Origin of the sequence: Allofournierella massiliensis, from assembly GCF_004345265.1 — a bacterium.
In the GTDB taxonomy this organism is placed as follows: Bacteria; Bacillota; Clostridia; order Oscillospirales; family Ruminococcaceae; genus Allofournierella; species Allofournierella massiliensis.
The window spans coordinates 85975-106682 of sequence record NZ_SLUM01000013.1 but is presented as its reverse complement, the minus strand read 5'-3'; the positions used below and the strand labels follow the sequence as shown (position 1 = coordinate 106682).

At 57.2% G+C, this 20708-nt stretch carries 30 protein-coding genes and 1 pseudogene; 1 reads left to right on the top strand and 30 read right to left on the bottom strand.

Features of this window, described 5'->3' with window-relative positions; genetic code table 11:
* From EDD77_RS09130 to EDD77_RS18825, 26 genes and pseudogenes are all read right to left on the bottom strand, one after another.
* Positions 1-957 (bottom strand): annotated as a pseudogene (locus tag EDD77_RS09130) (hypothetical protein); the annotation flags it as partial.
* Entirely contained in the window at positions 954-2855 is a 1902-nt protein-coding gene (locus EDD77_RS09125; RefSeq protein ID WP_058965670.1) for a hypothetical protein, read from the bottom strand. The gene EDD77_RS09125 and the pseudogene EDD77_RS09130, both read right to left, overlap by 4 nt.
* Positions 2855-3292 carry a hypothetical protein gene (locus EDD77_RS09120; protein ID WP_058965668.1) on the bottom strand — a complete coding sequence of 146 codons (438 nt, stop codon included), beginning with the start codon at positions 3290-3292 and terminating at the stop codon, positions 2855-2857. Before EDD77_RS09120 ends, EDD77_RS09125 begins: the two co-directional genes overlap by 1 nt.
* Entirely contained in the window at positions 3282-5717 is a 2436-nt protein-coding gene (locus EDD77_RS09115; protein ID WP_132587374.1) for a phage tail protein, read from the bottom strand. The genes EDD77_RS09120 and EDD77_RS09115 overlap by 11 nt, the downstream gene beginning before the upstream one ends.
* A 10-nt stretch (positions 5718-5727) precedes the next feature.
* Positions 5728-6291 carry a Gp15 family bacteriophage protein gene (locus EDD77_RS09110; RefSeq protein ID WP_058965664.1) on the bottom strand — a complete coding sequence of 188 codons (564 nt, stop codon included), beginning with the start codon at positions 6289-6291 and terminating at the stop codon, positions 5728-5730.
* On the bottom strand, positions 6291-6755 hold the full coding sequence (locus tag EDD77_RS09105) for a hypothetical protein (RefSeq protein ID WP_058965662.1): 465 nt from the start codon (positions 6753-6755) through the stop codon (positions 6291-6293). The genes EDD77_RS09110 and EDD77_RS09105 overlap by 1 nt, the downstream gene beginning before the upstream one ends.
* A 58-nt stretch (positions 6756-6813) precedes the next feature.
* Entirely contained in the window at positions 6814-7314 is a 501-nt protein-coding gene (locus EDD77_RS09100) for a hypothetical protein (RefSeq protein WP_058965660.1), read from the bottom strand.
* Positions 7314-7769: a hypothetical protein gene (locus tag EDD77_RS09095; RefSeq protein WP_058965658.1), complete on the bottom strand. Its 456-nt coding sequence runs from the start codon at positions 7767-7769 to the stop codon at positions 7314-7316. The genes EDD77_RS09100 and EDD77_RS09095 overlap by 1 nt, the downstream gene beginning before the upstream one ends.
* A gap of 3 nt (positions 7770-7772) precedes the next feature.
* Positions 7773-8237 (bottom strand): minor capsid protein, encoded by a 465-nt coding sequence (locus tag EDD77_RS09090; RefSeq protein ID WP_058965656.1) that lies wholly within the window; start codon positions 8235-8237, stop codon positions 7773-7775.
* Between the two features lies 1 nt (position 8238).
* The gene (locus EDD77_RS09085; RefSeq protein WP_058965654.1) at positions 8239-8679 is read right to left on the bottom strand and encodes a hypothetical protein; all 441 of its coding nucleotides are present in this window, start codon (positions 8677-8679) and stop codon (positions 8239-8241) included.
* Position 8680: 1 nt separating this feature from the next.
* Positions 8681-9040, bottom strand: a complete 360-nt coding sequence (locus tag EDD77_RS09080) for a head-tail connector protein (RefSeq protein WP_058965653.1) — start codon at positions 9038-9040, stop codon at positions 8681-8683.
* A gap of 14 nt (positions 9041-9054) precedes the next feature.
* Entirely contained in the window at positions 9055-9333 is a 279-nt protein-coding gene (locus EDD77_RS09075) for a hypothetical protein (RefSeq protein WP_132587373.1), read from the bottom strand.
* The gene (locus EDD77_RS18075; protein WP_156417381.1) at positions 9323-9478 is read right to left on the bottom strand and encodes a hypothetical protein; all 156 of its coding nucleotides are present in this window, start codon (positions 9476-9478) and stop codon (positions 9323-9325) included. Before EDD77_RS18075 ends, EDD77_RS09075 begins: the two co-directional genes overlap by 11 nt.
* A gap of 13 nt (positions 9479-9491) precedes the next feature.
* Complete coding sequence (locus EDD77_RS09070; protein WP_058965649.1) at positions 9492-10370, bottom strand: hypothetical protein; 879 nt, start codon at positions 10368-10370, stop codon at positions 9492-9494.
* A gap of 25 nt (positions 10371-10395) precedes the next feature.
* Positions 10396-10953, bottom strand: a complete 558-nt coding sequence (locus EDD77_RS09065) for a phage scaffolding protein (protein WP_058965647.1) — start codon at positions 10951-10953, stop codon at positions 10396-10398.
* A gap of 175 nt (positions 10954-11128) precedes the next feature.
* Positions 11129-11335 carry a hypothetical protein gene (locus EDD77_RS09060; protein WP_058965645.1) on the bottom strand — a complete coding sequence of 69 codons (207 nt, stop codon included), beginning with the start codon at positions 11333-11335 and terminating at the stop codon, positions 11129-11131.
* Positions 11336-11355: 20 nt separating this feature from the next.
* Positions 11356-12996, bottom strand: a complete 1641-nt coding sequence (locus tag EDD77_RS09055; RefSeq protein WP_058965643.1) for a phage minor capsid protein — start codon at positions 12994-12996, stop codon at positions 11356-11358.
* 14 nt (positions 12997-13010) lie between these two features.
* Positions 13011-14384 carry a hypothetical protein gene (locus tag EDD77_RS09050; RefSeq protein WP_058965641.1) on the bottom strand — a complete coding sequence of 458 codons (1374 nt, stop codon included), beginning with the start codon at positions 14382-14384 and terminating at the stop codon, positions 13011-13013.
* The gene (locus EDD77_RS09045) at positions 14381-14596 is read right to left on the bottom strand and encodes a hypothetical protein (protein ID WP_058965640.1); all 216 of its coding nucleotides are present in this window, start codon (positions 14594-14596) and stop codon (positions 14381-14383) included. Before EDD77_RS09045 ends, EDD77_RS09050 begins: the two co-directional genes overlap by 4 nt.
* Positions 14593-15843 (bottom strand): PBSX family phage terminase large subunit, encoded by a 1251-nt coding sequence (locus tag EDD77_RS09040; protein ID WP_058965638.1) that lies wholly within the window; start codon positions 15841-15843, stop codon positions 14593-14595. The genes EDD77_RS09045 and EDD77_RS09040 overlap by 4 nt, the downstream gene beginning before the upstream one ends.
* Positions 15824-16309 carry a terminase small subunit gene (locus tag EDD77_RS09035; protein ID WP_058965636.1) on the bottom strand — a complete coding sequence of 162 codons (486 nt, stop codon included), beginning with the start codon at positions 16307-16309 and terminating at the stop codon, positions 15824-15826. Before EDD77_RS09035 ends, EDD77_RS09040 begins: the two co-directional genes overlap by 20 nt.
* Before the next feature lie 277 nt (positions 16310-16586).
* On the bottom strand, positions 16587-17033 hold the full coding sequence (locus EDD77_RS09030) for a hypothetical protein (RefSeq protein WP_058965634.1): 447 nt from the start codon (positions 17031-17033) through the stop codon (positions 16587-16589).
* A 10-nt stretch (positions 17034-17043) separates the two neighbouring features.
* A complete protein-coding gene (locus EDD77_RS09025; RefSeq protein ID WP_132587372.1) occupies positions 17044-17289 on the bottom strand; it encodes an SRPBCC family protein in 246 nt (81 codons plus the stop codon).
* The gene (locus EDD77_RS09020) at positions 17249-17506 is read right to left on the bottom strand and encodes a hypothetical protein (RefSeq protein WP_058965632.1); all 258 of its coding nucleotides are present in this window, start codon (positions 17504-17506) and stop codon (positions 17249-17251) included. The genes EDD77_RS09025 and EDD77_RS09020 overlap by 41 nt, the downstream gene beginning before the upstream one ends.
* On the bottom strand, positions 17499-17660 hold the full coding sequence (locus EDD77_RS18070) for a hypothetical protein (RefSeq protein ID WP_156417380.1): 162 nt from the start codon (positions 17658-17660) through the stop codon (positions 17499-17501). The genes EDD77_RS09020 and EDD77_RS18070 overlap by 8 nt, the downstream gene beginning before the upstream one ends.
* Positions 17657-17941: a hypothetical protein gene (locus tag EDD77_RS18825; RefSeq protein WP_394326286.1), complete on the bottom strand. Its 285-nt coding sequence runs from the start codon at positions 17939-17941 to the stop codon at positions 17657-17659. Before EDD77_RS18825 ends, EDD77_RS18070 begins: the two co-directional genes overlap by 4 nt.
* Here EDD77_RS18825 and EDD77_RS18500 point away from each other — a divergent pair.
* Entirely contained in the window at positions 17891-18202 is a 312-nt protein-coding gene (locus tag EDD77_RS18500; protein ID WP_243117490.1) for a hypothetical protein, read from the top strand. The two genes, EDD77_RS18825 and EDD77_RS18500, sit on opposite strands and share 51 nt — an antisense overlap.
* A gap of 105 nt (positions 18203-18307) precedes the next feature.
* Here EDD77_RS18500 and EDD77_RS09010 read toward each other — a convergent pair whose 3' ends face one another.
* Genes EDD77_RS09010 through EDD77_RS08995 form a run of 4 tightly spaced genes read right to left on the bottom strand, consistent with a single transcriptional unit; the run spans position 18308 to position 20695 of the window.
* Complete coding sequence (locus EDD77_RS09010; protein ID WP_242868432.1) at positions 18308-18946, bottom strand: hypothetical protein; 639 nt, start codon at positions 18944-18946, stop codon at positions 18308-18310.
* Positions 18931-19674, bottom strand: coding sequence for a DUF6291 domain-containing protein (locus EDD77_RS09005; RefSeq protein ID WP_058965628.1), 744 nt, complete (start codon positions 19672-19674; stop codon positions 18931-18933). Before EDD77_RS09005 ends, EDD77_RS09010 begins: the two co-directional genes overlap by 16 nt.
* Before the next feature lie 22 nt (positions 19675-19696).
* The gene (locus tag EDD77_RS09000; protein WP_058965626.1) at positions 19697-19981 is read right to left on the bottom strand and encodes a hypothetical protein; all 285 of its coding nucleotides are present in this window, start codon (positions 19979-19981) and stop codon (positions 19697-19699) included.
* Between the two features lie 12 nt (positions 19982-19993).
* Positions 19994-20695: an MBL fold metallo-hydrolase gene (locus tag EDD77_RS08995; protein ID WP_058965624.1), complete on the bottom strand. Its 702-nt coding sequence runs from the start codon at positions 20693-20695 to the stop codon at positions 19994-19996.
* Positions 20696-20708 lie beyond the last annotated feature (13 nt).

Below are 20708 nucleotides of genomic sequence, written 5' to 3'. Positions count from 1 at the left end.
ATCGTTGGTCACGTTTGAAAGGCCCACCTGGGTTTTGGTCACGGCATGGGGGTTGGCTTTGTCCGCTTTATGGCTGTTCAGTGCATTTTGCACCGCAGCAATGGCTGCCGCCTGGGCAGTGCTCACCGGCTTGTCCACGTCGGCTGTATTATCACAGCTGCCAAGCCCCACCTGGGCCTTGGTGGTCTTATGCGGGTTGGAGGTATTCCCGGTATGTGCGGCAAGGGCACTTTCCAGCGCACTTTTCACCGCCGCGTCCTTCTTGTCGGTCTCTTGCTGAGTGTATGCCCCCGCCTGATGGGCGGTCACGGTATGAGGATTTTCCGTGTCTGCCAGATGCTCCATCAGGCTGCGCACCGCCTTGGCCAGCTTGCCGAAGGCAAGGGCCAGGGTCTCGCCGCTCACCAGACGGCTCAGCGCCGCCGCCTCGGTATAGGTGGGGGTCTGGTCGTTGGTGGCCACGTTGGGCACATTGCCAAGGCCCACCTGGGTTTTGGTCACCGCGTGGGGGTTAGCCTTGCTGGCCGCGTGGGCGTCGAAATGCTCCCGCAGTTCGTCCGCCGCCGCTTTGTGGGCATCCAGCGTCTGCTTTGCTGCCGCCAGCGTGATGGCCGGGCCGTCGTTCCAGGCTTCGGTTCCCTTGATGCCCGCGATCTGCTGGCCGATCAGGGTCAGCAGTGCCTGAAGCTTGTTTTTCACCCCGCCCACGGTGCGCAGGCCGATCTTCTCATCGGTGACGCTGCCATCCGGGTGAGCCAGCACCGAGGCTGAAGCGTGAGCATTCAGCTCGGTACGGCTGGCCTTCAGGTCGTCCAGCTCGGCATCCTTATCCGCCTGCTTTTTCAGCTCCCGGTCGATAATCTCCATGTCGTAGGTCAGGTCGTCGATGTCCGCCGGATCATTACGTTCTTCAAGACGTTCCGGTAAACGCAGCTGGTAATTCTGGCTCTTTCTCATGCTTCACTCCCTCTTTTCAATATCATTTCTCCTTTCAGCCCTCCACCGCTGTATGTGAGCTGATTTTTCAGCACCTGAGCCGGGGCGGCCGTTTCCCATTGGATGTCCAGCAGAACCCGGTCGATGGGGTCCATCTCCGGGTTGCCGCGGGTGGTGCAGGTGTAGGTGCTGCGGCGCAGCAGATGCCCCCGCACCCAGTCCGCCACCGCCAGCGCCCGGTTCAGGTCGGTAATGAGCGGATTGTCCAGCGTTTCCACTGTGCCGTTCTCGTCCGCGTCCGTCACCGGGGCCACCGCGTTCTGGCTGCTGGTCTCCAGCTTTTTGCCGCTCACGATCAGGGTTGCCGGGCCGCTGCCCTCCAGCACCAGATCCGCCGCCGCGGCATACAGCGCCTGACTCGTCACCTGTGCGCCCTCGCACTCCACGCGGATGTCCGCCGCCTGATTCCAGCTCAGGTGCAGCTCCAGCCGCCCGTTCACCTGATAGGTACCCTTGTGCAGCTGGCTCTCCTTTTCCGCGGGAGCATACACCGTGGCCGGGCACTCCACCTGAAGAAGGCTCGCAGTCTTTTCCACTTTGGGCGCGCTTTCCAGCATGGCCGAAAGCCCGATGCTCACCCCGCTTTGGGCGCTCTCATCCGGCTGGATGCGGATCACGCCATCCCGGTCGGCATACAAAAGGCAGCAGGCCGCGTGAGCGATCAGCTGCAAGCATTCCCGATGCTGCTTTACTGGCAGCGGGGCAGCGGTGGTGATCTCTTTCAAGCCCTCCCACAGCGCCCAGGGCTGCTCGTCCTGCCTGCGGCGAGGAAGCTTCGCGTCCTCCAACACCAGCGTCGCCAGTTCCCACAAGCTGTGGGGCGCGCCGTCCCACACGCCCTTGTAATAGGTGCCATCCAGAAGGCCCAGCGCATCGGTGGCGGAGAATTTGTCATACAGCCCTTCCACCGTGGGCTGGCCGGTCAGGTAAAAGCGCCCACCAGGCATCCATTCCACAAAGCCACCCTGATATAGCTCCCGCCAGCCGCTGGAGGCCAGGTCGCCCCATTCCAGCGCCGCCGCGTCGCCCCACTTCATGCCGCCAGTCAGTTGCTGGCCGTAGCGCACCGTGATGGGGTTGCGCTGCTCGAAATACTTCCAGATGCCCTGCGGGTTGTCCGGGTCATACAGACCGTTCTGGCTGCCGGTGAGCAGGTTCACGTTCACCGCCGAGAAGCTGAACTCCCCGGTGGGCAGCCTGCGGCCGATGGGGTCTACCTCCATGGTCTGGGCCGCCTCGGTCAGCTCCGCCTGGCCGAAGATCAGCTCCATGCCGAACATTAGCCGGGTCAGCCGCGCCCGACGAAAGGGCTGGCTGGTGGCCTCAAAGCGGATTTCCAGCCGGTCGAAGCGATCGATCTGCACCATCTCCTGGTGCTCCACCGCCTTGGGCAGCACCTGCCGCTGCACCAACTGCTCGCCGCCCTTCCAGGCGGTCACGGTCAGCGCGGTGCACCATTCCTCCGCCACTTGGTCAAACCGGAAGCTCAGCGCCGGAACGCTCACCGGCGTTTCAAATTCCAGCGCCAGCACCGGCGGAGCCTCAAACCTGCCATCCGCTCCGCTCATCGCCTCGCTCACATAGCCCTCGGTCAGCAGTGCGCCGCCGGGCTCGTCCGCAATGCGCAGAGTTCCGTCCGCCTTCCAGCGCCCCGGCTCGAAGGTGGCGTAGCTGCGCTTTTGCGCGCCGTCCTGAGTGAGGGCGCTTTCCACACTGGACCAGTAGGCCTGCCCCTCGCTTTTGTCCGCCGCGCCGGGGGCTGCGTCCTCGTCCACCACGCTCAGGGTCACGGCCAGCTTTGCCGCGCCCAGCACCGGCTTTGTCATCTCCTGCCGGTAGGCATCGCTCACCTTTTGCATCAGATCACCCCGCAATCGATTACATTTACACTTGCATCTCGCAGGAAAGCTGGTTCCCCTGTGCCCGGGTCGATGATCTCCGGCGATACCTTTACATCGGAGATGTACATCAATCTGGTCAGCCACCGGCCTGTATTGAAGTTGAAATAGTGGCAGTAGAACGTAAAATGGTTGTCCTCGAACCAGCGATTCATCTCCCACCACAGAGAGCACGAGATAGTGCTCCATCCCATCTCCTGCTTGTCCAGGCTACGGCCGATCATCCGGCCCACCATAGTGCCCTGAGCATTGCGGGCCGAATCCACCAGACGACTGGTGGTAAACGGGGCTTTGCCTTGATCCGGGTAAGGAACTGCGATGCTATGGTTCTCCCTGCTGGTCTCCGGGCTGGTGCCGAGGTACAAAAAACCGGTGGCTTCCTTCAAATTAATAGGCATTTGCGAATGCACCTCCGATCTTTGCGCCCCGGTTTGCTTCGATCTTCGCCATGGCGCGGTACAGCACCTGTCCATCCAGTTTTACCTCGATTGGCTGGCTGGCGGTAAACTCCTGCGTTCCGCCAAGCTGAGACAATGCCGCAATGACAGCTTGGGTGATGGTCTCCAACGGGGCCTCCACGTTGGTTCCTCGCCGCTGGTCACCCACCACAGCCAGAAACGGATTGTTGGCCGGAAGAACCGCGCCCCGAGCAAGTTTTGGAATCTGAGGCGGGTCGAACTTCGCAAAGTTGAATCCGATGGTCTCACCGCCGATTCCCTGTACCCAGTCAGGCACTGTGAAACTGAGCGCATTGATTTTGTCAATAATCGCGTTCACGCCCAGCGCCACCGCACGCAGCACAGCATTGATCATATCAATTACCGTATTCACCGCTCCTTTTAGCACTCCCACAATGCCATCCCAGACACCGCCAAAGATGTCCTTGATACCATTCCAGGCCTTTTCCCAGTCCCCGGTGAAAACACCCGTCACAAATTCACAAAGGCCCTTCAGGATGCGAATCACCGCACTCACAATATCGCTGATCTTGGCGAATGCTGTAGCGAATGCGTCCACCACGAATTTGATTGCTTCGGCGAGAATTGGGGCGAATATATCCACCATCTGTTGGATCCAAGGATAAATATATTCATTCCAGATCGCGAGGACCATCTCTGCAAACGCACCAAAAAACTCCATGAGGTTATCCCACAAAGGTTTCAGGTGCTCACTCCACAACCAGTCGATCTGTTGCATGATTTCTTCGAGCACAGGCTTTACCAGGTTGTAGTAGACATCGGAGAGGATATCTCTTACAGACTGGAATCCAAGAGCAAGACCATCCAGGATTGGCTGACCGTATATATCCCATGCACCTTTGATGCCGGCAAACATATCCTGAATAACCTGCTGCAGAAAACCAAACATCGGCAGCAAAAAGGAATTGATCAAATCTCCAATGAGATTACACGCCCATTGGAACTGCAAAGCGAACTGCTCCATGATCAGACTGCCGATGTCCGCGAATATCGGCGCGAATGTCTCTGAAAAAGCATTCGTCACGCTGGGGATAAAATCTCCCAGAATGTACTCACCCAGCGGGCGCAGAGCAGTATCCCACAATTCCAGCGCGCTCCCCTGGATAATGCCCCAGGAACTTTTTGCCGCTCGGGACAGCTGATCAAAGGCCTTACTCCAAGCGGCGATGCTGGGCGCAAAGAGTTGCCCGATCTGTGCGATCAACTGCTTAATTTTTTCCAGAATCGGCGGTACTTCCTGTGCTTCGTCCACCGCTGCTTCAGGTACAAGGTTTGCCACACCTCCTGTACCACCACTGGCGGACGATCCGCCAGAACCAGCTGAGCCGGTATCCTGCTGCAGCACGTTCAGTTCGTCGATGCTCGCGGTCGCGGTCTTGGCTGCTTTGGCTGCCGCTTTGGTGCCGTCGGCCAGCTCGTGCTCACCCGCTGCCGCGGCTCCTGCGCTGGATGCGATTCCGGCGTTTGCCCCTTCAATGGCCGCGCCAGTCGTCTGGATCTGCTTCTGCGCGCCTCCAAAAATGGACGTAATCACCGCATTGAATGCGTTGGCCATATTGATGAGGGCGGCCACAATGGTATTGAGCATTTTGACCACCGGCAGAAGTACCGTAGTAAGAGCCTGACCGATGATGCTCATAAACTGCTGCCACTGCATGGACAGAATGCGGGTCTGGTTGGCCCAGCTGTCCTGCGTACGCAGGAAGTCGCCTTGAGCCAGCTTCAGCGAATTCATCACAAAACTGTATTGCAGTGCAACTCGCTCGGCCTGGCTCATGGCCTGGATATTGCTGTTCATCCCGTTGGCCATAGCATACTGCTGCAGGTTTGCCTGCGTCATGACCACGCCCAGGTCCTTCAATGCCTCAGTTTCACCGGTGAAGATGCTCCGCAGTTTGTACGCCGCATCCTCCTGACTGATGTTGAAGAAGCTGGCCACATCGCCGGACAAGCCGGTCAGCGAAATGGCCATATCGCTGGCAGCCTCATCCGCTACGCCCATACCCTTTGCCATGGCCATATAGGTGCTGCCGGTCTTTTTGGCCGCCAGCTCACTCATGCCGAAGCTGGTGATCGCAGTGTCGGCGAACTCCTCCATCTTGTAGGCCATGCCGCCGAACGAAACATCTACAACGTTTTGCACCTCGGCCACATCGCTGCCCAGCTGAATACAGGCAGCGCCGAACTGGATTACTTTCTGTACGGCAAATGCTGCAGCAAGTGCTGCTGCCAGCTTTCCAGCAACCGAGCGCAAACCACCAAGGCTACCGCTAACCTGATTCACACCACGTTTAAATCCAGTGTTATCCAGCGCCGTACTGATTGTTACCTTACCGTCTGCCAATTACATCGCCTCACTCTCCCAACAGTTTTTTCAGGCGCTCCTGCTCGGCCAGCTCCTCTGCGGTGTAGCGGGGCCGCAGGTCCACCTCAGCTTTGTGCTGCTGATAGTAATCCCTCTCCCAGCCTTCCAGCTTTTTGCCCCGGCGCCGCTTATCGCGAATACTCACTACTGTGGACAGCTGACCCTCGCCGATGGCCCCGAACCAGGCAAGGAAGGTCCACCAGTGCACGAAGGGCAGGGCGCGGATCTCGCACCCGGCCACCTTGTTCACATCTGCCACAATCATTCCCTGATCCTGCTCCCAGTCGATCAAACGGGGGCCAGATGGGCCGGTATCTTCCACGCCGCCCGCGATGAAGATCATCATCTGGCGGGCCGCCTCTTCCTGGTCCTTCTGGGGGATGCTGTCCCAATCCTCAAAAAACAGCTTCAGGGACACGAAATACCGCACCCGCTCATCCTCATCCGGATTGTTCAGCCAGCGGATGACCTCCAGCACATCCCGGAAGTCGGCGTTTATGGCATACTGCCGCCCGCCGATTTCCAGTGCCTCCGGCAGACTCCAGCGGTCCATTATTTGTGGCCGGCCGCACGCCGGGCTTCGCGGTTCGCCTGAGCCTTTGCCACAGCGGCATTGGCTTTCTCTTCGTAGAACCGGCTGGCACCCTCCTGAACAATGGGCCGCAGCGCATCCAACAGGTTGGTTACCACACGCTCACCGTTACCGGCCACCGCCATCAGGTTCACACCGTCCAACAGCTGGTCGAAGTCATTTTCCTTGCCGAATGCCTCCTGCAGAGCGGCCTTGGTTTTTCGATCAGCGTCAGCCAGAAGAGCAAGGGCTGCAACGCCATTATCCTCTTTCGGCAGCTGGCCTGCCTTCTCCACCAGCTCATTTTCCACGGCCTGGACCTTTTCCAGCATCTCCGTAAACCGGTTGTACACATTGGGGTCGCTGGGATTGAAACGCAGCACACCGCTGCCGTTGATTTCGAACTCCTGCACACCGGTGTCGATGCTCAATTTCTGTTTTGCCATACTGACCTCCTATACAAAATTACCCGGCCGGTGACAACCTTTCCGGCCGGGTGTATGCTTACTCTTCTTCGTCCACGGTGAAGGTCTTGGTGTCCACTTTGAAGTGGCCCTTCACGGGCTTGCCGCTGTAGTGCAGATTGAAAGGAATCTGGTAACCGGTAGCATCGCCACCATAGCTGCTTACCTCGATCACCGCATCGTCCTTGACCGCAGGGTAGCCTTTTTCAGGGTCCGCCTCTTCCCACAGATGCACCTCCACCACAGTGGTATTGCAATCATCCAGAATCTTGCACTCATCAACAATGCCCTGCAGCCGGGCAAAAAGAGGATCGTCCTTTTCTGCGTAGTAGGGTTCCACGCTGCCGCTCTTTTCGTAGCTGGTCAGCATGATGCTGCTTTCGCCCAGAATGTTTTGCTTTTTCTCTACGTTGGCGCTCAGCTCAGGGCTGTATTCCTCCAGATCTTTGCCCAGCCGCACATAGTTGGGGCTGCCCTTCGATACGCTGGGGAGTGCTGCATCGATATAGTGGGCCATATACTTTCGTTCGATTTTTGCCATCAGATCACCTCATACTTTTCTTTGAATTCCGCGCTCAAAGCCACGATGTAGAGCCCAACTCCATCCTGGTCAGTGTCGTACAGTTCGCCGTTCTGTGCCTTGATGCGCTCCTGTTGTTGATCGATATTGCCAAAGGTAGGGGCCCTGTGCGTAATGCTCTGCTGTTGGACCCAGCGCTGGAAATCTAGCACCCAGTCAGCGTTATAGGCCGCGCTCGCACCATCCCCAGGGCTTTTCGCCACCGCAATATACAAGCCGAAGTTATACTGGTTACTCACAGTCACATTGCCCAGGATATCCTCATTGCGGCTGATCTCCACCAGCCCACCCGGCCGCAGGCTTTTGCTGCCCGGGATGCTGTCCAGATAGTCCACCAACATGTTTGCGGCCAGATCATACCCGGGATAGGTCCCAAGCCACTCCCTCAGCCGATCCAGATCACTTTTTTGGTTCATCCATTACCCTCCCTTACTCCTGATATACCTCTGCACATCTGCAGCCATGGCAGGGCCTTCCGCTGCGGAAAGCGCACGGTCCCAGAAGGGTCCGGCTTTCGGATTTTTGGTTTTGGTGTAATCCAGAGGACGGTTCACGACATGCTTGGTCTCTCCCTTTCTCGCCCAGGGGCTTCCGGTCACATCGCTGACCATAAGCTTACCGTTGAAGAGGAACCGGGCGTAAGGCGTGTCAGTAACGATCAGCGGTTTGCGGATATTAGTCTGCGCCACCGTAACCTTAACGGTCATGCCACTCTGATAGGGCATGTACTTCACGATACGCCGCAGCACGTTCTGGGTGTGAAACATCTGCACATACCCATCCGGAGCCAGACCTTTGTCTTTCAGGATTCGCTTCACACTGTGCATCTCCAGATATGCCACGGTCCCATCCGGCAGGCGGAAAAGCTGTTTCTTATTCGCCATATCAACCACCCGCCTCAATATGGCACACCGCAGCGTTCCAGTATTTCACATCCACGTCCTTGACCACAACCAGCCCCGGCACACTGGCCGGGATAAAATTCCCCCAGTCCGTCCGATCAGAAATCTCCGGGCCATCGCCCAGAAACACCTTGTCCCCGGCCGCCAAGGAAAACACCGTTTGATCTGCACCAAGAGGCTGTGCGGCTGCCGCATCCACCCACACCGGGCGGCCATCCCACCCGGATGGAAGAACAAGCAGGAAACTGTTTGCCTCCTGCCTGCCGATTTTGTCCACGGTCTGCACCTTCTTGGCGTCAAAAAATGCACCGCGAAACAGGGTTCGGGTGCATTGAAAACCGTTTTTTAAATCTGCATGGTACAACGTGACAGTCTGGTTACACAGACTGTAATCCACCGGCGGGCCAGGTCTTACTCTGAACATATCACCATCCCCTTTCGGTCCCACGGTAAATATCCAGATAGAGCTGGGCGCAGCGGTAAAGCTCACGATTCTGGGCGGCCGGGCTCAGATCCGGCTGCACACCCTGCGCCCGGCTGCTGCTCACACTGCCAACACTCACGCTGGCAGCCGCCCCGCCGCTTCGCACCCAGTCGAAATAGTACAGTGCATCGATCATGGCACACAGGGCCATCTGTTCGCTGTTTTCGGCCGTGGGCGTTACGGAATAGATGCGCTTGTAGCGTTCCAGATGAGCCGAAGCGTCTCGGGCATACGCCCGGAACTCTCCTTCCGGCACACTGTCACCGCCATATACATCCCGGTAAAACGCAAATTCAACCACCGCGCCACACCTCCTTAACCCGCAGCAGGCGGGGTAAGCGTCCCCTCGACCGTTTGCGTGGTCTCATCCGTCAGGGTAATGGTCAAGGTCAGCTTATTGCTGCCATCGATACTGCCGGCGATGGTCTTGATGCCAACACCAGGGTCACCCTTGGGGCCCGGGTCCCCTTGCGGACCAGCGGGGCCTTCCGCCCCACTGGCTTCATCGACCAGAGCAAGTACGCGGTTGAAATTCTCTGCGACTTCAACCTCGCTACGAGGGTCCAGCAGTCGCTTGTCGATTTTACGCATCATCCTGCACCTTCTTCTTGGATTTCCCCGGGGCTGGGCTCTCCACAACGGTGGTATCCACAGCGGTGGTATCCATAACGGGCTTCTCTGCCTCCTGCTTCTTTTCGGCCGGTTTCTTGGGTACCAGGTAGCCTACAATTCTGCCCATACGCGCACCTCCATCAACCAGCGGATTTGTAGCTGGCGTATACACCCTTCACCTTGTTCTTGTACACATCAGCGATACCAACATTGCGGTAGCCGTACTTGTAGGCGTCCGCGTCCTGATTCTGCTCAGGGGTCACGATCTTGGGGGCCACATGCTTCTCGAACTGAATCAGGGCGGGCTTGTGGATGACCATGAAGTTCAGATCGGCACCGCCGGAAGAAGCCTTGGTATAACCGCCGGCTTCCTGCCCGCCGGTGTGGCCGTCCTTCTGATCGATGGCAGTGTAGAAGCGAGTCTGGGGAACCAGCGTCTTGCTGGCGAAGCGGGCCAGGATCTCCCGGCTCTTGGTGGTGTCCAGATCGGCGATCATGCCGTCCAGGGTGGGGGTGATGAAGAGGTGGCGGTCTTCCATGGGCACCTCGGCTTCGTCCATGGCGGTGATGGCCACCCGCAGGGCCGCCAGTACGGCTGCGCCGTCGTTCAGGGTCTCTTCCTTCTTGGTGATGCCGCTCTTGCCGCAGTAGCTGGCAAAGCGGAAAGCGTCCAGCTCAGGCACCACCTTGGTGCGGATGAACTCACCCGCCAGGCGGCCAAAGGCCAGACCGGCGGTCTCAGCGTTGTCCATGTTGTCTACAGTGAACATGCGGCCGCGGTCGAAGTTGCACTTCACGGTTTCGTTGGTCATTGTCACGTTGCCGGACGCATAACCGCTGTTGCGGTCGTAGTCGCCCAGGCCCTGCATATCCAGCATGGGGACGATCAGCTCATTCGCATTGGCGCCCTGCTGCGCCAGTTCGGGTGCGCCATCCAGCTTCGCGGTCAGGGATGCATTCTTGTATACCTCATCCAGCATGGGGATGTACTTTTTTGCCAGTTCGATCGTGTTTGCCATATTCTCTTACCTCACTTTTCAAAAATCACTTGTTTTCCGCTGCGGGCAGGCCAAACGCCGCACGCAGCGCCGCATCCGGGTCGCCGCCGGCCGGGCTGCCGCCGGTACCGCCTGCATAGGGAGGGGGCGGGTTGCCAGTATCAAACAGATAGTCGTTGTCTTTGGCCAGCTGCTCCAGCGCAGCGGAAATGTCCTTGTCCGGGTCCTTGCTGGCCCGCAGGGTATCCACATCCAGCAGCGCCTTGATGGCCTTTGCATTGCGGCCCTTGGCCTTGCCAATGGCGGAATCCAGCTGTGCATCGAAGCGCACGGCCTCCACCTGTGCCGCGGCATCCTTTTCGGCCTGCTCGGCCTTCTTCTTCCAGTCGGCAGCTTCCCGGCGTACCGCTTCGATATCCATGTCCTCGAAGGCCTGGATCCTCTTGTTTGCCTCGGTCAGCTGACTTTTCAGGGTCTTGTTCTCGGTGTTCTTGGCGTCAAAATCCACCTTGGCCACAAAGGCCTTACCAATCTCAGCGCTCACCTTCTTGTCGATCTCCTCGGTGTAGCTATCACCCAGGATCTCCTTCAGCCATTCCAACATATGGTCTCCTTCCTTGATTCCGCTGTCCTTTTTGTGGGGCCAGTCCCCCTACTGCGGTGCCCTGCTTATAGTCCCCCGGGCCGGGGGTATTTTGAGTATAAAAATAGCCCGCCCCGGCTTCATGCGGCCAAGGTGGGCATAAAAAAACCACCTTGCAAGGCAGGGTGGTTTTTTCTTATGTGTTGCTCAAATACAAATCATCATAGGCACGCTGCGCTTCGCGGCCAAAGTCGTTGTAATCCTCGTACTTAGGGGGGGCAAAGCCTTTTTCGTCAATCAAAATATACAAAGCCTCCAAGACATCTCGGATGTTTTGCATTTCCAGCGCTTCCGGCAAATTCTTTTCAAGAAACGCCCTCGTATTTGCTTGCATACAAATCATGAGATCCCCCTCCTTTGTTGTCACATTGGGTTTGTTTGAATCAGGCGGCCATCATTGACAGCAATCGTAACTGTCGCTTTTTCTCCAAAAAACGTTTGGCGCACATCAGATTCGCTTATTGTACGAATCTCACCTAATTTCACCGGATTTTGCAAAGCAGCCAACGCAACCTCAACGCTCACGCCTGTTCTTTTACCCGGATGCGGCTCTGCTACTTGACCAATCACCCGGTCAATGAAATGCGTGGAAAAACTTTCAATTTCCACTCCGGTGGAAGTTTTTTGCCCAACCATGACCTGCTGTATCTTTTGACTTGTTTCTTTGTAAACATCAAAGCCAACCAGAGGGGATATGTCGCCTTTTTCGACTGCGGCGTTGTATCCTTTGAGCAGTTCATACTCAGGAGATTTATTATACTTCCCATCGTAGTATTTTGCAAGTGTATTCAGCTCTGTGCTTTCCGCGCCAATGGATTTAAGCCATTCGGCGTGGTGTGCCTTTGCACTTGCCCTCGCTTTCCCAGCCTGCCGGCGGCTCCACCCCACAACCTCCAACCTTTCTGCCCGACTCTTGAAACCCATGGCTTTGTTGAAGCGGGTATACTCCTGATTCAGTCGGGCCAGCTTGATCCGGTCGGTGAGCAGCTGCGACTCATCCCCGGCCAATTCGCTCATCAGCACACGCTGCTTCTGGGTGCGGATATTCCGCTCAATACGGTTCTGGTACTGGGTAGCCTCGTAGCCGGTCATGTGCCGGCCCTCGTAAGTAACGCCCCGGGCATTGTCCTGCCGGAAGGCTTCCAGCTCCGCATCTGTATACTGCGGACTATTTATCCCCAGCAAGATGGGGAAAGCCACATGGCCGCAGTTCAGCGTACCGATGCGCCGCGCGAGGTTGCCATTCAGACGCTGGAACTCTGCATCACTGTACTGTCGGCCCTGGATCGGCTCGTGGTCGGGGGCGCTGTTGGCGTGGGCACTGATCTCCCAGCCGTTGCAGCCCAGCGCATCATGGTTCTGTTGGGTAACCTGCTCCACCAGCAGACCCATGCCACCCATCAGGTTGCGCCGTACAGCTGCTCCCAGTTCTGTGCTGATGCCGCTGGCATAGTCGATGGTCACAATACCGCGCCCGGCCAGCTTGCGGGTTGCCTGTCTGGCCGCCTCGCTGGCGCTGGTGGCGCCTGTGGCCACCAGTTTGAATGCCTCATCCATGCACTCCCGATACACGTCCTGCAACGGCAGAGGCTTACCTGTGGCGGGAGAAACCATTCCCATGGTCTGAGTAATATTCTCCAGCTGCTCTCCGGCCAGCTTTACAGCAGCCTCCGTCAGCTGCAGCAGACTCCCTGCATCCGCTTCGGTGGCCCACACCCCTACACGGGCATAGTCATCCTTTTGGGCAAATTCCGCAGCGCTTGAAAGCAGCTGCTCGGCCTGCTTTTTCGTAACCTTCAGCTGAGCCTTCAGGTATTTTTGCAGGTCTTTCCGAGCCAGCCCAAGCGCCTCGGCCCGATATGCCTCATAGGCAGCGGTGCTGGTCATCTTACCGGCTTCCAGGACCCGCTCAACGATGTCTTTCAGCAGCCACTCGATAACCGGCTGCGCGATCTCCTCCGCCGCTACCTGATAACCTGCAATCTGTTCCGGGGTCAGAGCCACGGCCTACACCCCCCTTATTCCAGCATGGATTCCAGCTCAGGCATGTATTTCTCGCGCACCTTCTGCAGATCACTGGCAGTCTCCCAGGGCAGGCCGTATTTCCAAGCCAGGGCAATCTCCGGCTTGAGCATTCCTGCACTCACCAGCTGCATAGTCTCGGCCCATTCTTTGTCCTTGTCATACAGAACGCCGTTGCCCCAGTCAATGCACACCGCCCGTTCCGGGTCCGGTTCGAAAGCGCCGGGGACTCGGTACAGTTTGCCCAGTTTGCCGCACAGCACTACGGTGCACCGCACAGCTGCTTCCCACATCTGCTGCAGATCCTGAATGGTCAGGCTGTAATCGCCCTGACTGCTGGTCACCTCGGTGGCAGTGCGCTGAGCTGCCTCCACCTCCCCCAGAATACCCCGCTTCAGGCCGATCAGGCTCTCAACGTTGCGCAGGTATTCTCGCTTGCGGGCCAGAAAACTCTCCTGCCGCAGGGTGGGGGCAAACACAGTGACGCCGGTGTTGGCGATATCGTCGTCGATGCCCACGAATAGGCCGGGCGGCAGCACCGGGCGGCCGTTCTTACGCTTGTCCAGCAGGTCCGCCGATGCGAACACCCGGCTCTCGCCGTGGTCGAACTCCCGGCTGAGCTGTCTCTCGTTTCGGTTGATGTTGTGAATCAGGCCGGCCGCTGCAGCGTAAACGCTCACCGGATCAGCGCTGCCATCTACACAGTTCTCCAGGGGCACCTTCAGGCCCACGAGACCGATACCGCCAACATCGCCCACCACCGCCTTCGGCTCCAGCGCAGCATATTGTGGCAAAGCGGTAAGCCCTACCTGGGTGCCGATACTTTGTCCATCCCAGCTGCAAAAGAGTTTATTCTCAATCACCAGCCGGCCCGCTTCGTCCAGGCTGCGTCGTTCCAGCAGCGTGTAGAATTTGCCGTTTTCCGTGGTCAGCTCAGCGCTGCCCAGTGCGGTGGCCTCGCCGTCCGGTCCCCGGCCCAACACCGTAACCATATCCCGACGCATTACAGTGAAGGAAAACCCGGTAGGTCCCGGCACCGGTTTCAGCCATGCCTCGCCGCCGATCATGGCCAGCTGCATCGCCTTTTTGCGCACCGATTCCAGACTATCCAGCACACCAATCACAAATGGATGCTTTTCGCCGGCCGCTGCTTCGTATTCCGCAAAGCACGTTCGGCTCAGCTTGCTCACCACCGTGTAGGGCAGCCGCTGGCAAGGGTCCTCCTCGTCGGTCACATCCCGGTCGAAATAGAGGCGGAACCAATCCTCGATAGCTGTTCTCATGGCAGCAGAGGTGCAATCCTTGGCCCCCGGATAAGCCTGCTCAAAATGATAGACCTTGTTATTCAGCAATGCGCCAAAGAAACTCACCGGCTCACCCCCACGCCCTGGTTGTAGATAATCACACGGCGCTGACGCCGCAGTCCATCCTGCATCCCTTCAATGTAGCTTTCCAGCCGCTGGTTTTCATGCTGCAGTTCTGCCAGTTGCCGCACCAGCCTCTGGTTTTCTTCCATCAGCTGTCGGCGTGCCCACTCAGGCAGGAAACGCAGCCGCATCCAGGTATAAAATTTCTTGATCATGCGCCCCTCCTCTTCCAGATCCGGCTCATCGCGTAGCGCACCGCATCGATGTGGTGGTTATCCAGATCCGGGTAACCTTCCAGCACCTCGCCGGTCTTCTTATCCTTCTCATATTCGTACTCGCTGAATTCCTTGGCGGTGTCCGGGCAGCGGGCCGGATCGATGCGGATCTCCGCAAGGCTCTGCAGCCACTTCATGCCCGCCTTCACGCTGCCCGGGCCTTTTTCTGCTCCCCGGCAGGGCAGGCCCAGTGCGCGATAATCACCACAGCTCTTTTCCTCCGCGGAATCTGCTGTCAGATACTCTTCACGGCCATCCTCCTGACACACGCCCTTATCCAGCAGGATTTGGGCCGTATCTGCGTTTGAAGTGCGTCGGCGAGTAGATTCATCCCAGATATATAAAACCTTTCTGGCGGCATCATAGCCGCAGCTGTTGAAGGCCCAGGGGTCAGGGTACCATCCCCAGTCCACCCCGTGGTAGCGCCGCTCCATCCGGGCAATCTCCTCATCAGTGATGGCCGTTAGATTCAGATTTTCAAAGACCTGCGTTCCGCTGCCCACCACCTCGCCCAGATACTCGTGGCGATATGCGGTTTCGTTCGTGGCCTGCAGGTGCTCGGCATCCGCCAAGAATCGAGGCCCCAGCCATTGGGGCGGAACGCTGCGGTAGTCCGATCGGTAGACCAGCTTCCCAGGGCGCTCCTCCAGCGCATATCGGTTCGCCCAGTTACGGGCCATTGCCGGAGGGTTGAAGCTCTTGAACGCAAAAGAAAAAGAGCCGCCGCGAAAAAGCGACTGCTCTGCACTGCGGATCTCTTCCGGCCCGGAATACTGGTCCAGCTCCTCGAACCACACCAGACCCACATAGCCAAACGGAACCTTGATGGATTTAATTTTGCCCGGGTCATCCAAACCGAAAAACATGATCCGCTGCCCGGTCGGTTTGTAGATCGCCCGCATTGGGCTCACCGTGAGCTCGAATCTGCTTTCTAAGCCAAGTTCTGCGATTGCCCAGGCTACTTGTTCATATACGCTGTTGCGCAGGGTATTGGCCACCTTGCGCAGTACCACTGCATGACAATCTGGATGCCGCAAAAGCATAAGAATCAGCTCCACACTGGCGAAACTGCTCTTGGTGCTGCCACGACCGCCCGGGAGGACCACTTCGTTGACACCGCCCTGTCTGATAGCCCTGTGGACATCGTACAGCCCCGGGCTGATGATCTTACTCAGGGATGTCGTCAATAATGGTCACTCCTTCCGGTGTTTCCTGGCTATCCCTATCAAACAGGCCCAGGTTCCTGCCCATCAGCTCCAGGGCCCGAACCTTATCAGCCATCTTGATCTCAAGTCCATACTTGCCTTCTTTGATGGATGCAATGGCCTTTCGCGTATCTCCTGGCACATCGTCAGTATTGGATATCACAACCCGGCCAGCTTCCACCTTTGCCAGATTTGTAACATCAGCGAAGCCTATCGCAGCCAGTTCCAGCAGCACCCGTTCCGGGCTCACCGCCCGCTTGGCCATCTGCTGGCGCCGGCGGGTCAGATAACCCTGAATCTCTTCCCGATCCAGCAGCTCATAGCTGCGGCCCCTGGCAAAAGATTCGCTATACCCGGCTGCCAGAGCCGCCCGATATGCGTTCCCGCCATTGCTCAGGTAGGCGTCAGCGAACGCCTTGTATCTTGTGCGCAGTTCACTTTTCGCCAACGCCACCACCTCTCTATAAAGAAAATCCCCAGACCCACCCGCCGGCGTCTCCTATGCCGGCCACTCGTTCCGATCGGGCCCTCGTGCGGGCCAGATTGGCATAAAAATACCCCGGCCAGGTTGTTCCCGGTCGGGGTATCGTGTGTGGCAGACTACTCGGCCCGCGGCCTGCCAGCGCGGGTAAAGGAGGGTACGTGGCTCATCATGCCCAGAGCCTTATCGATCGGCGCTCATGCGCTTTTCGACAATTCCAATTGTACTACAAAAGCTGTATTAATCAATTGAAATTATCCGAAATATCGGACAATGCTTTTTGATGAAGATACATCAGCGATCTAACCTGAGATTCCCCATCACGGCCATACATATACAGTGCGATCTCCTTCCATGTAAACGGTCTGATGCTATTACTATCCATATACCGCAGCCGCAGCACCTCCCGTTCGAGCGGATCAGGCAAGGCGGCTACGGCGGCCTCGATCTGGGCCATCTCCCGGCGATTCGCGTCCACCAGCGGCCTGATCTGCTCCTCGTACTCCATGTAGGCCTCGATGGCCCGGGCCATTCTCTCCCCACTGGAGCCGGTGTGCTTGGAGCCGTCAGGATCTTTCTGAGCAGGCATCTCAGCGTTGCTCTTCATTCTGGCCAGCCGCTCCAGCCGGTTCTCGTTCTCTTTTTTCAGGCTTATGTAGCGGGTCAGCCGCTCTTTTGTAACCGGCTCCATGGGATCCTCCTTATCCTATTTTCAAAATCTCACTTGGGAAGAAGCATTCAAGATAACTCCCGCCCGTAACCGTGAAGCGCACCAGCGCCCAGCGCCCCTTCGGATCCACGTCCTCCAGAACGCCCTTGTCGGGGATCCTCGGCCGCCAGTCATCCCGGTAGCAGGGCGTGAAGCGGTAGACCAGCACCTCGCGGCCGAGCGTCAGGTTTCTGACGTCACGAAAGCCGTTTTCCGGAAGCCTTTTGCGTACTTTCATCCGGATCATCTCCAATCGCTTGCTTTTTATCGCTTGTCGCTTGTTCCTGCAACCATTCCTCAAAGCCCTGGAGCACTTCCAGCTGCTCTACTGCCGCCCGGATCAGGGCGCATCCCTTGATGCCGCAGTTGTCCTCGTGCTGGCAACCCATGCAGGCCAGACTGCCGGTCTGCACCTTTAGGTGGTTGAGTTCATGGATCAGGTACGCCCTATTCACGGTTGGCCTCCTTTTGCAGATACTTGTAAAGCTTTCGGCTCATCACTTCACACGGGCACTTGCCTTCAGCGTTTCGCCCTTCGCAGGGCTGACCATGACCGCCGTACAGCTCGCAGGCCAGGCAATCCCTGGGCCATCCTTTTTCCTTGTTCATATGTCCTCCTTCGGTGCAAAATCGTCGCAAAAGCCTGTCTCTGACTTGTAATACCCAGTATTTGCGCATTTGGAATCTACATAGGCAGCGCACTCCCCGCAGCGGCCAACCGGCAGGGTCGGGCGGGTGTTCCAAAATTCGATTGCCTTTTGAATCGAACTGCTACCGGCTCCATAAGCCCCGCAGTAATGCTTTTGGCAGGCCACCGTATACAAAGGCTTTCCGCCCGTGTGCAGCTCGTTTACTTCGGCTTCTCCGCCGCATTTCCAGCACGGCAGCAAAACCCCCTGTTGGGTGCATTCTTCCTGCGCCTGCCGGTCGCCCAGCAGAGCGCGGCGCTCAAGATCAGTCACTCTGTTCACCGCCTTTTCTCGCAATCAAAGAATCAAGCAGAGACGCGCATTCTCCGCATACCACATGACCTGGTGCAAGAACCTTCCCACAACCTTGGCAAACAGGCTTTGGTGGCTCACTCATGGTTCTTGCCCGCTTTCGAATCTCATTTATCATGTCGTCTGCCAGCTGTTTTGCTCTTTGGTTAAAAGGAGATTCGCATGTTTCTGCGATCTGATACAGCTGCTCCGCATTTACAGCAGCGCATACAATTCCCTGCAGCCGCTTGATGGCCGATGCCCTCTGTAATGTATTCACTGACTTTCACCAACCTTTTCCGACTTAACTCGCGTGTCAAAATAAGTCACCGCAACCGCCATAGCCTGCCATGCATCGGCACTGAACCCGTAGAAGAACCCGGGATTCTTTTTGGTGCCTTTGCCCCTGTTGGGCTGCCCTGTAGCGTATCTGTCCACCAGCGCCTGAATAATATTGGAATCGTTTGCTTTTGCCGAGTGGCACAGATTACTCTTTTCATCAATCCGGTAAACAAGGTGTTTTTCGGTGTTATCGGGAAGAATTCCGCCGGCCTGGAGAAAGCGCCCGATCCATACACAGGTTTCAAACACCTCCCGGCCAACAGCCATCCCGTAACTGGCCACCATTTCTACGGTAATTTCATTCACACCCACATGATAGGGTAGCTCACGGAGCAAAGCTTCGTTCTGAATTTTCCCTTTGTGGATCACCTGGACGATCTCATTTCCATCGTGTTCCACAATCACAAACCCACTGTGAGTAGTGCCCGGGTCAATCGCCAAAATCCGATTATTCAACCTCTTCATTCCTTTCGATTTTGCCCGGGCCGCAAGTGCAGCCCGGGCTTTTCTTTTAATTGATCGTTCAGCAGCCCAAACGGTGGGGTCCGGATAGTGTTCTACGTTATAGAACACGGAGAGCAATCCTCCCTCTTCATACGTAGCGGGCGGCGCACAGGCCGCGCTAAAAAATCGTTGCCGCTGGGTGTAGGCCTGTCCACTCTCGCGTTGTAGCCGACCTTGCGGCGGATCTGCTCCGCCTCGTAGGCCGCCAGATCCATGCCCTTGCGCTTGCACTCCTCCAGAGACTTGGCAAGGTATGGCCACTTCTGGCCGCCAGCCTGAGCCGTGACCTCGATCACCTTGCTCACCAGCTCCGGCCCGAGGCTTTCCACGTAACTCCCCAGCGACCGGCGAATCACCGGGGTAGCAGTACCATAAGCCCCTTCGTATGATTCAATGAGCGTGGTCATCGTCGTCGTCGTCGTCAAAACAACCCCTTCTTCTTTAGAAGAAGATGATTCTTCTTTTTTATTTGTTTCTTCTTCTTCTTCTTCTTTTTCTTCTTCTTTAGGTTGTTTAGGTTGTTTTTGCTTTCTGGCGTTCTGATTTCCCACCGGGGCGCCGCCTTTCTTTCCATTTTCCCGCTTTTTCTCGACCTTGGCATCGTAAGCCGCAGCCTCGCGGTCAAAATTGGTTTTCATGAAAGTAAAGGCCATCCTTTCGCTGGGGGGCAGATCAGGGATGGTTTTGTCCGCGCCGTATTTGAGGATAGCGCGGACAACCCGCCCAACTTCTTCGTCCGTCAGATCGGCCAGCGGCTCGAGATAAGAAAAGTACATCTGAACATAGCACATCGCCATCTGGCCAGTCCTCCTGTTATCTTTATTCGATGGACAACTGCTCAGGGGTTTCGCTCTTGAGCGGCTTGGGAGCTTTGACCGGACTGCCAGTGATGTGCCGGAGTACCGGTAAAATCTTGGGATCAACCCGATACTCGGGGATACCAACAGCAGTCACCCGGGCCAGACTCTCGCCGAATCTGGACGGTACCGCTACACAGTCACCCACCTTCAGCTCCTGATCGGCGTAGTAAGTATATTCCCGACCCACAAACTCACCGGGGCGGGCGGTGCTCATAAACTGTACGGATACGATATCGGTTGCCATATTAACCTCCTGTCATTCTTGGCCGGCAATGATTACCTGCCGGCCGGTTGCTGCAGCCACTGCATTGCGCATTGCCACGCGGTCCCCATGGCTGTGACTGATGTGGATGAGCCTGATATCCTGCACCTGGCTGAGATCCTGATGCAGGAGAAAGCGGATGCAATCGTCCAAGCTCATGTGGTTACGGATCACTCGGTCAGCGTGGATAGCATTTGTCTGTCCCATACTGTCCAAACCCATGTGGTTGCACTCCACCATGATGTGGTGGACTGCTGGCAGCGAAACATCAGCAACCCTTGTGTCAGTGAGGAACACCAGCCGCTGACTGCTGGCCTCGGAGTAGATCAACCACCCCAAAGGCTCAGCAGCATCGTGCTCCACTGCGATGGGCATGATAGCCATGGTCCCAATCTTCACTACATGACCTGCGCGCATTTCCGAATGCACCACAGGTTCACCATCGATTTTCAGCGCCGTCGCCGTCCCTTTGCTGCACCAAATTGGAATACCGAGGCCAATCAGCTGCTTTACAGCCCTGGCATGGTCCCCATGCTCGTGGGTAATCAGGCAGGCAGACACACAGGAAAGAGAGTATTTGCTACGGCGCATCAGCTCTCTCAATGGGATGCCGCATTCCAGCAACAGCACGGTGCAACCATCGTCCACCAGATAGGCGTTACCGGTGCTCCCTGTTGCCAACGTCTTGATTTTCACATGCTGTGCCCCC

Coding starts and splice junctions, on each gene's coding strand:
- EDD77_RS09090 (WP_058965656.1), bottom strand. CDS start 8,237: ATGGCGAATAAGAAACAGCTTTTCCGCCTGCCGGATGGGACCGTGGCA.
- EDD77_RS09000 (WP_058965626.1), bottom strand. CDS start 19,981: ATGGCAACCGATATCGTATCCGTACAGTTTATGAGCACCGCCCGCCCC.
- EDD77_RS09070 (WP_058965649.1), bottom strand. CDS start 10,370: ATGGCAAACACGATCGAACTGGCAAAAAAGTACATCCCCATGCTGGAT.
- EDD77_RS09110 (WP_058965664.1), bottom strand. CDS start 6,291: ATGGACCGCTGGAGTCTGCCGGAGGCACTGGAAATCGGCGGGCGGCAG.
- EDD77_RS09005 (WP_058965628.1), bottom strand. CDS start 19,674: ATGGCGATGTGCTATGTTCAGATGTACTTTTCTTATCTCGAGCCGCTG.
- EDD77_RS09030 (WP_058965634.1), bottom strand. CDS start 17,033: ATGGAGCCGGTTACAAAAGAGCGGCTGACCCGCTACATAAGCCTGAAA.
- EDD77_RS09120 (WP_058965668.1), bottom strand. CDS start 3,292: ATGCCTATTAATTTGAAGGAAGCCACCGGTTTTTTGTACCTCGGCACC.
- EDD77_RS09125 (WP_058965670.1), bottom strand. CDS start 2,855: ATGCAAAAGGTGAGCGATGCCTACCGGCAGGAGATGACAAAGCCGGTG.
- EDD77_RS18070 (WP_156417380.1), bottom strand. CDS start 17,660: ATGAACAAGGAAAAAGGATGGCCCAGGGATTGCCTGGCCTGCGAGCTG.
- EDD77_RS09100 (WP_058965660.1), bottom strand. CDS start 7,314: ATGGCAAAAATCGAACGAAAGTATATGGCCCACTATATCGATGCAGCA.
- EDD77_RS09045 (WP_058965640.1), bottom strand. CDS start 14,596: ATGATCAAGAAATTTTATACCTGGATGCGGCTGCGTTTCCTGCCTGAG.
- EDD77_RS09085 (WP_058965654.1), bottom strand. CDS start 8,679: ATGTTCAGAGTAAGACCTGGCCCGCCGGTGGATTACAGTCTGTGTAAC.
- EDD77_RS09065 (WP_058965647.1), bottom strand. CDS start 10,953: ATGTTGGAATGGCTGAAGGAGATCCTGGGTGATAGCTACACCGAGGAG.
- EDD77_RS09060 (WP_058965645.1), bottom strand. CDS start 11,335: ATGATTTGTATGCAAGCAAATACGAGGGCGTTTCTTGAAAAGAATTTG.
- EDD77_RS09105 (WP_058965662.1), bottom strand. CDS start 6,755: ATGGCAAAACAGAAATTGAGCATCGACACCGGTGTGCAGGAGTTCGAA.
- EDD77_RS09095 (WP_058965658.1), bottom strand. CDS start 7,769: ATGAACCAAAAAAGTGATCTGGATCGGCTGAGGGAGTGGCTTGGGACC.
- EDD77_RS09075 (WP_132587373.1), bottom strand. CDS start 9,333: ATGATGCGTAAAATCGACAAGCGACTGCTGGACCCTCGTAGCGAGGTT.
- EDD77_RS09025 (WP_132587372.1), bottom strand. CDS start 17,289: ATGAAAGTACGCAAAAGGCTTCCGGAAAACGGCTTTCGTGACGTCAGA.
- EDD77_RS18075 (WP_156417381.1), bottom strand. CDS start 9,478: ATGGGCAGAATTGTAGGCTACCTGGTACCCAAGAAACCGGCCGAAAAG.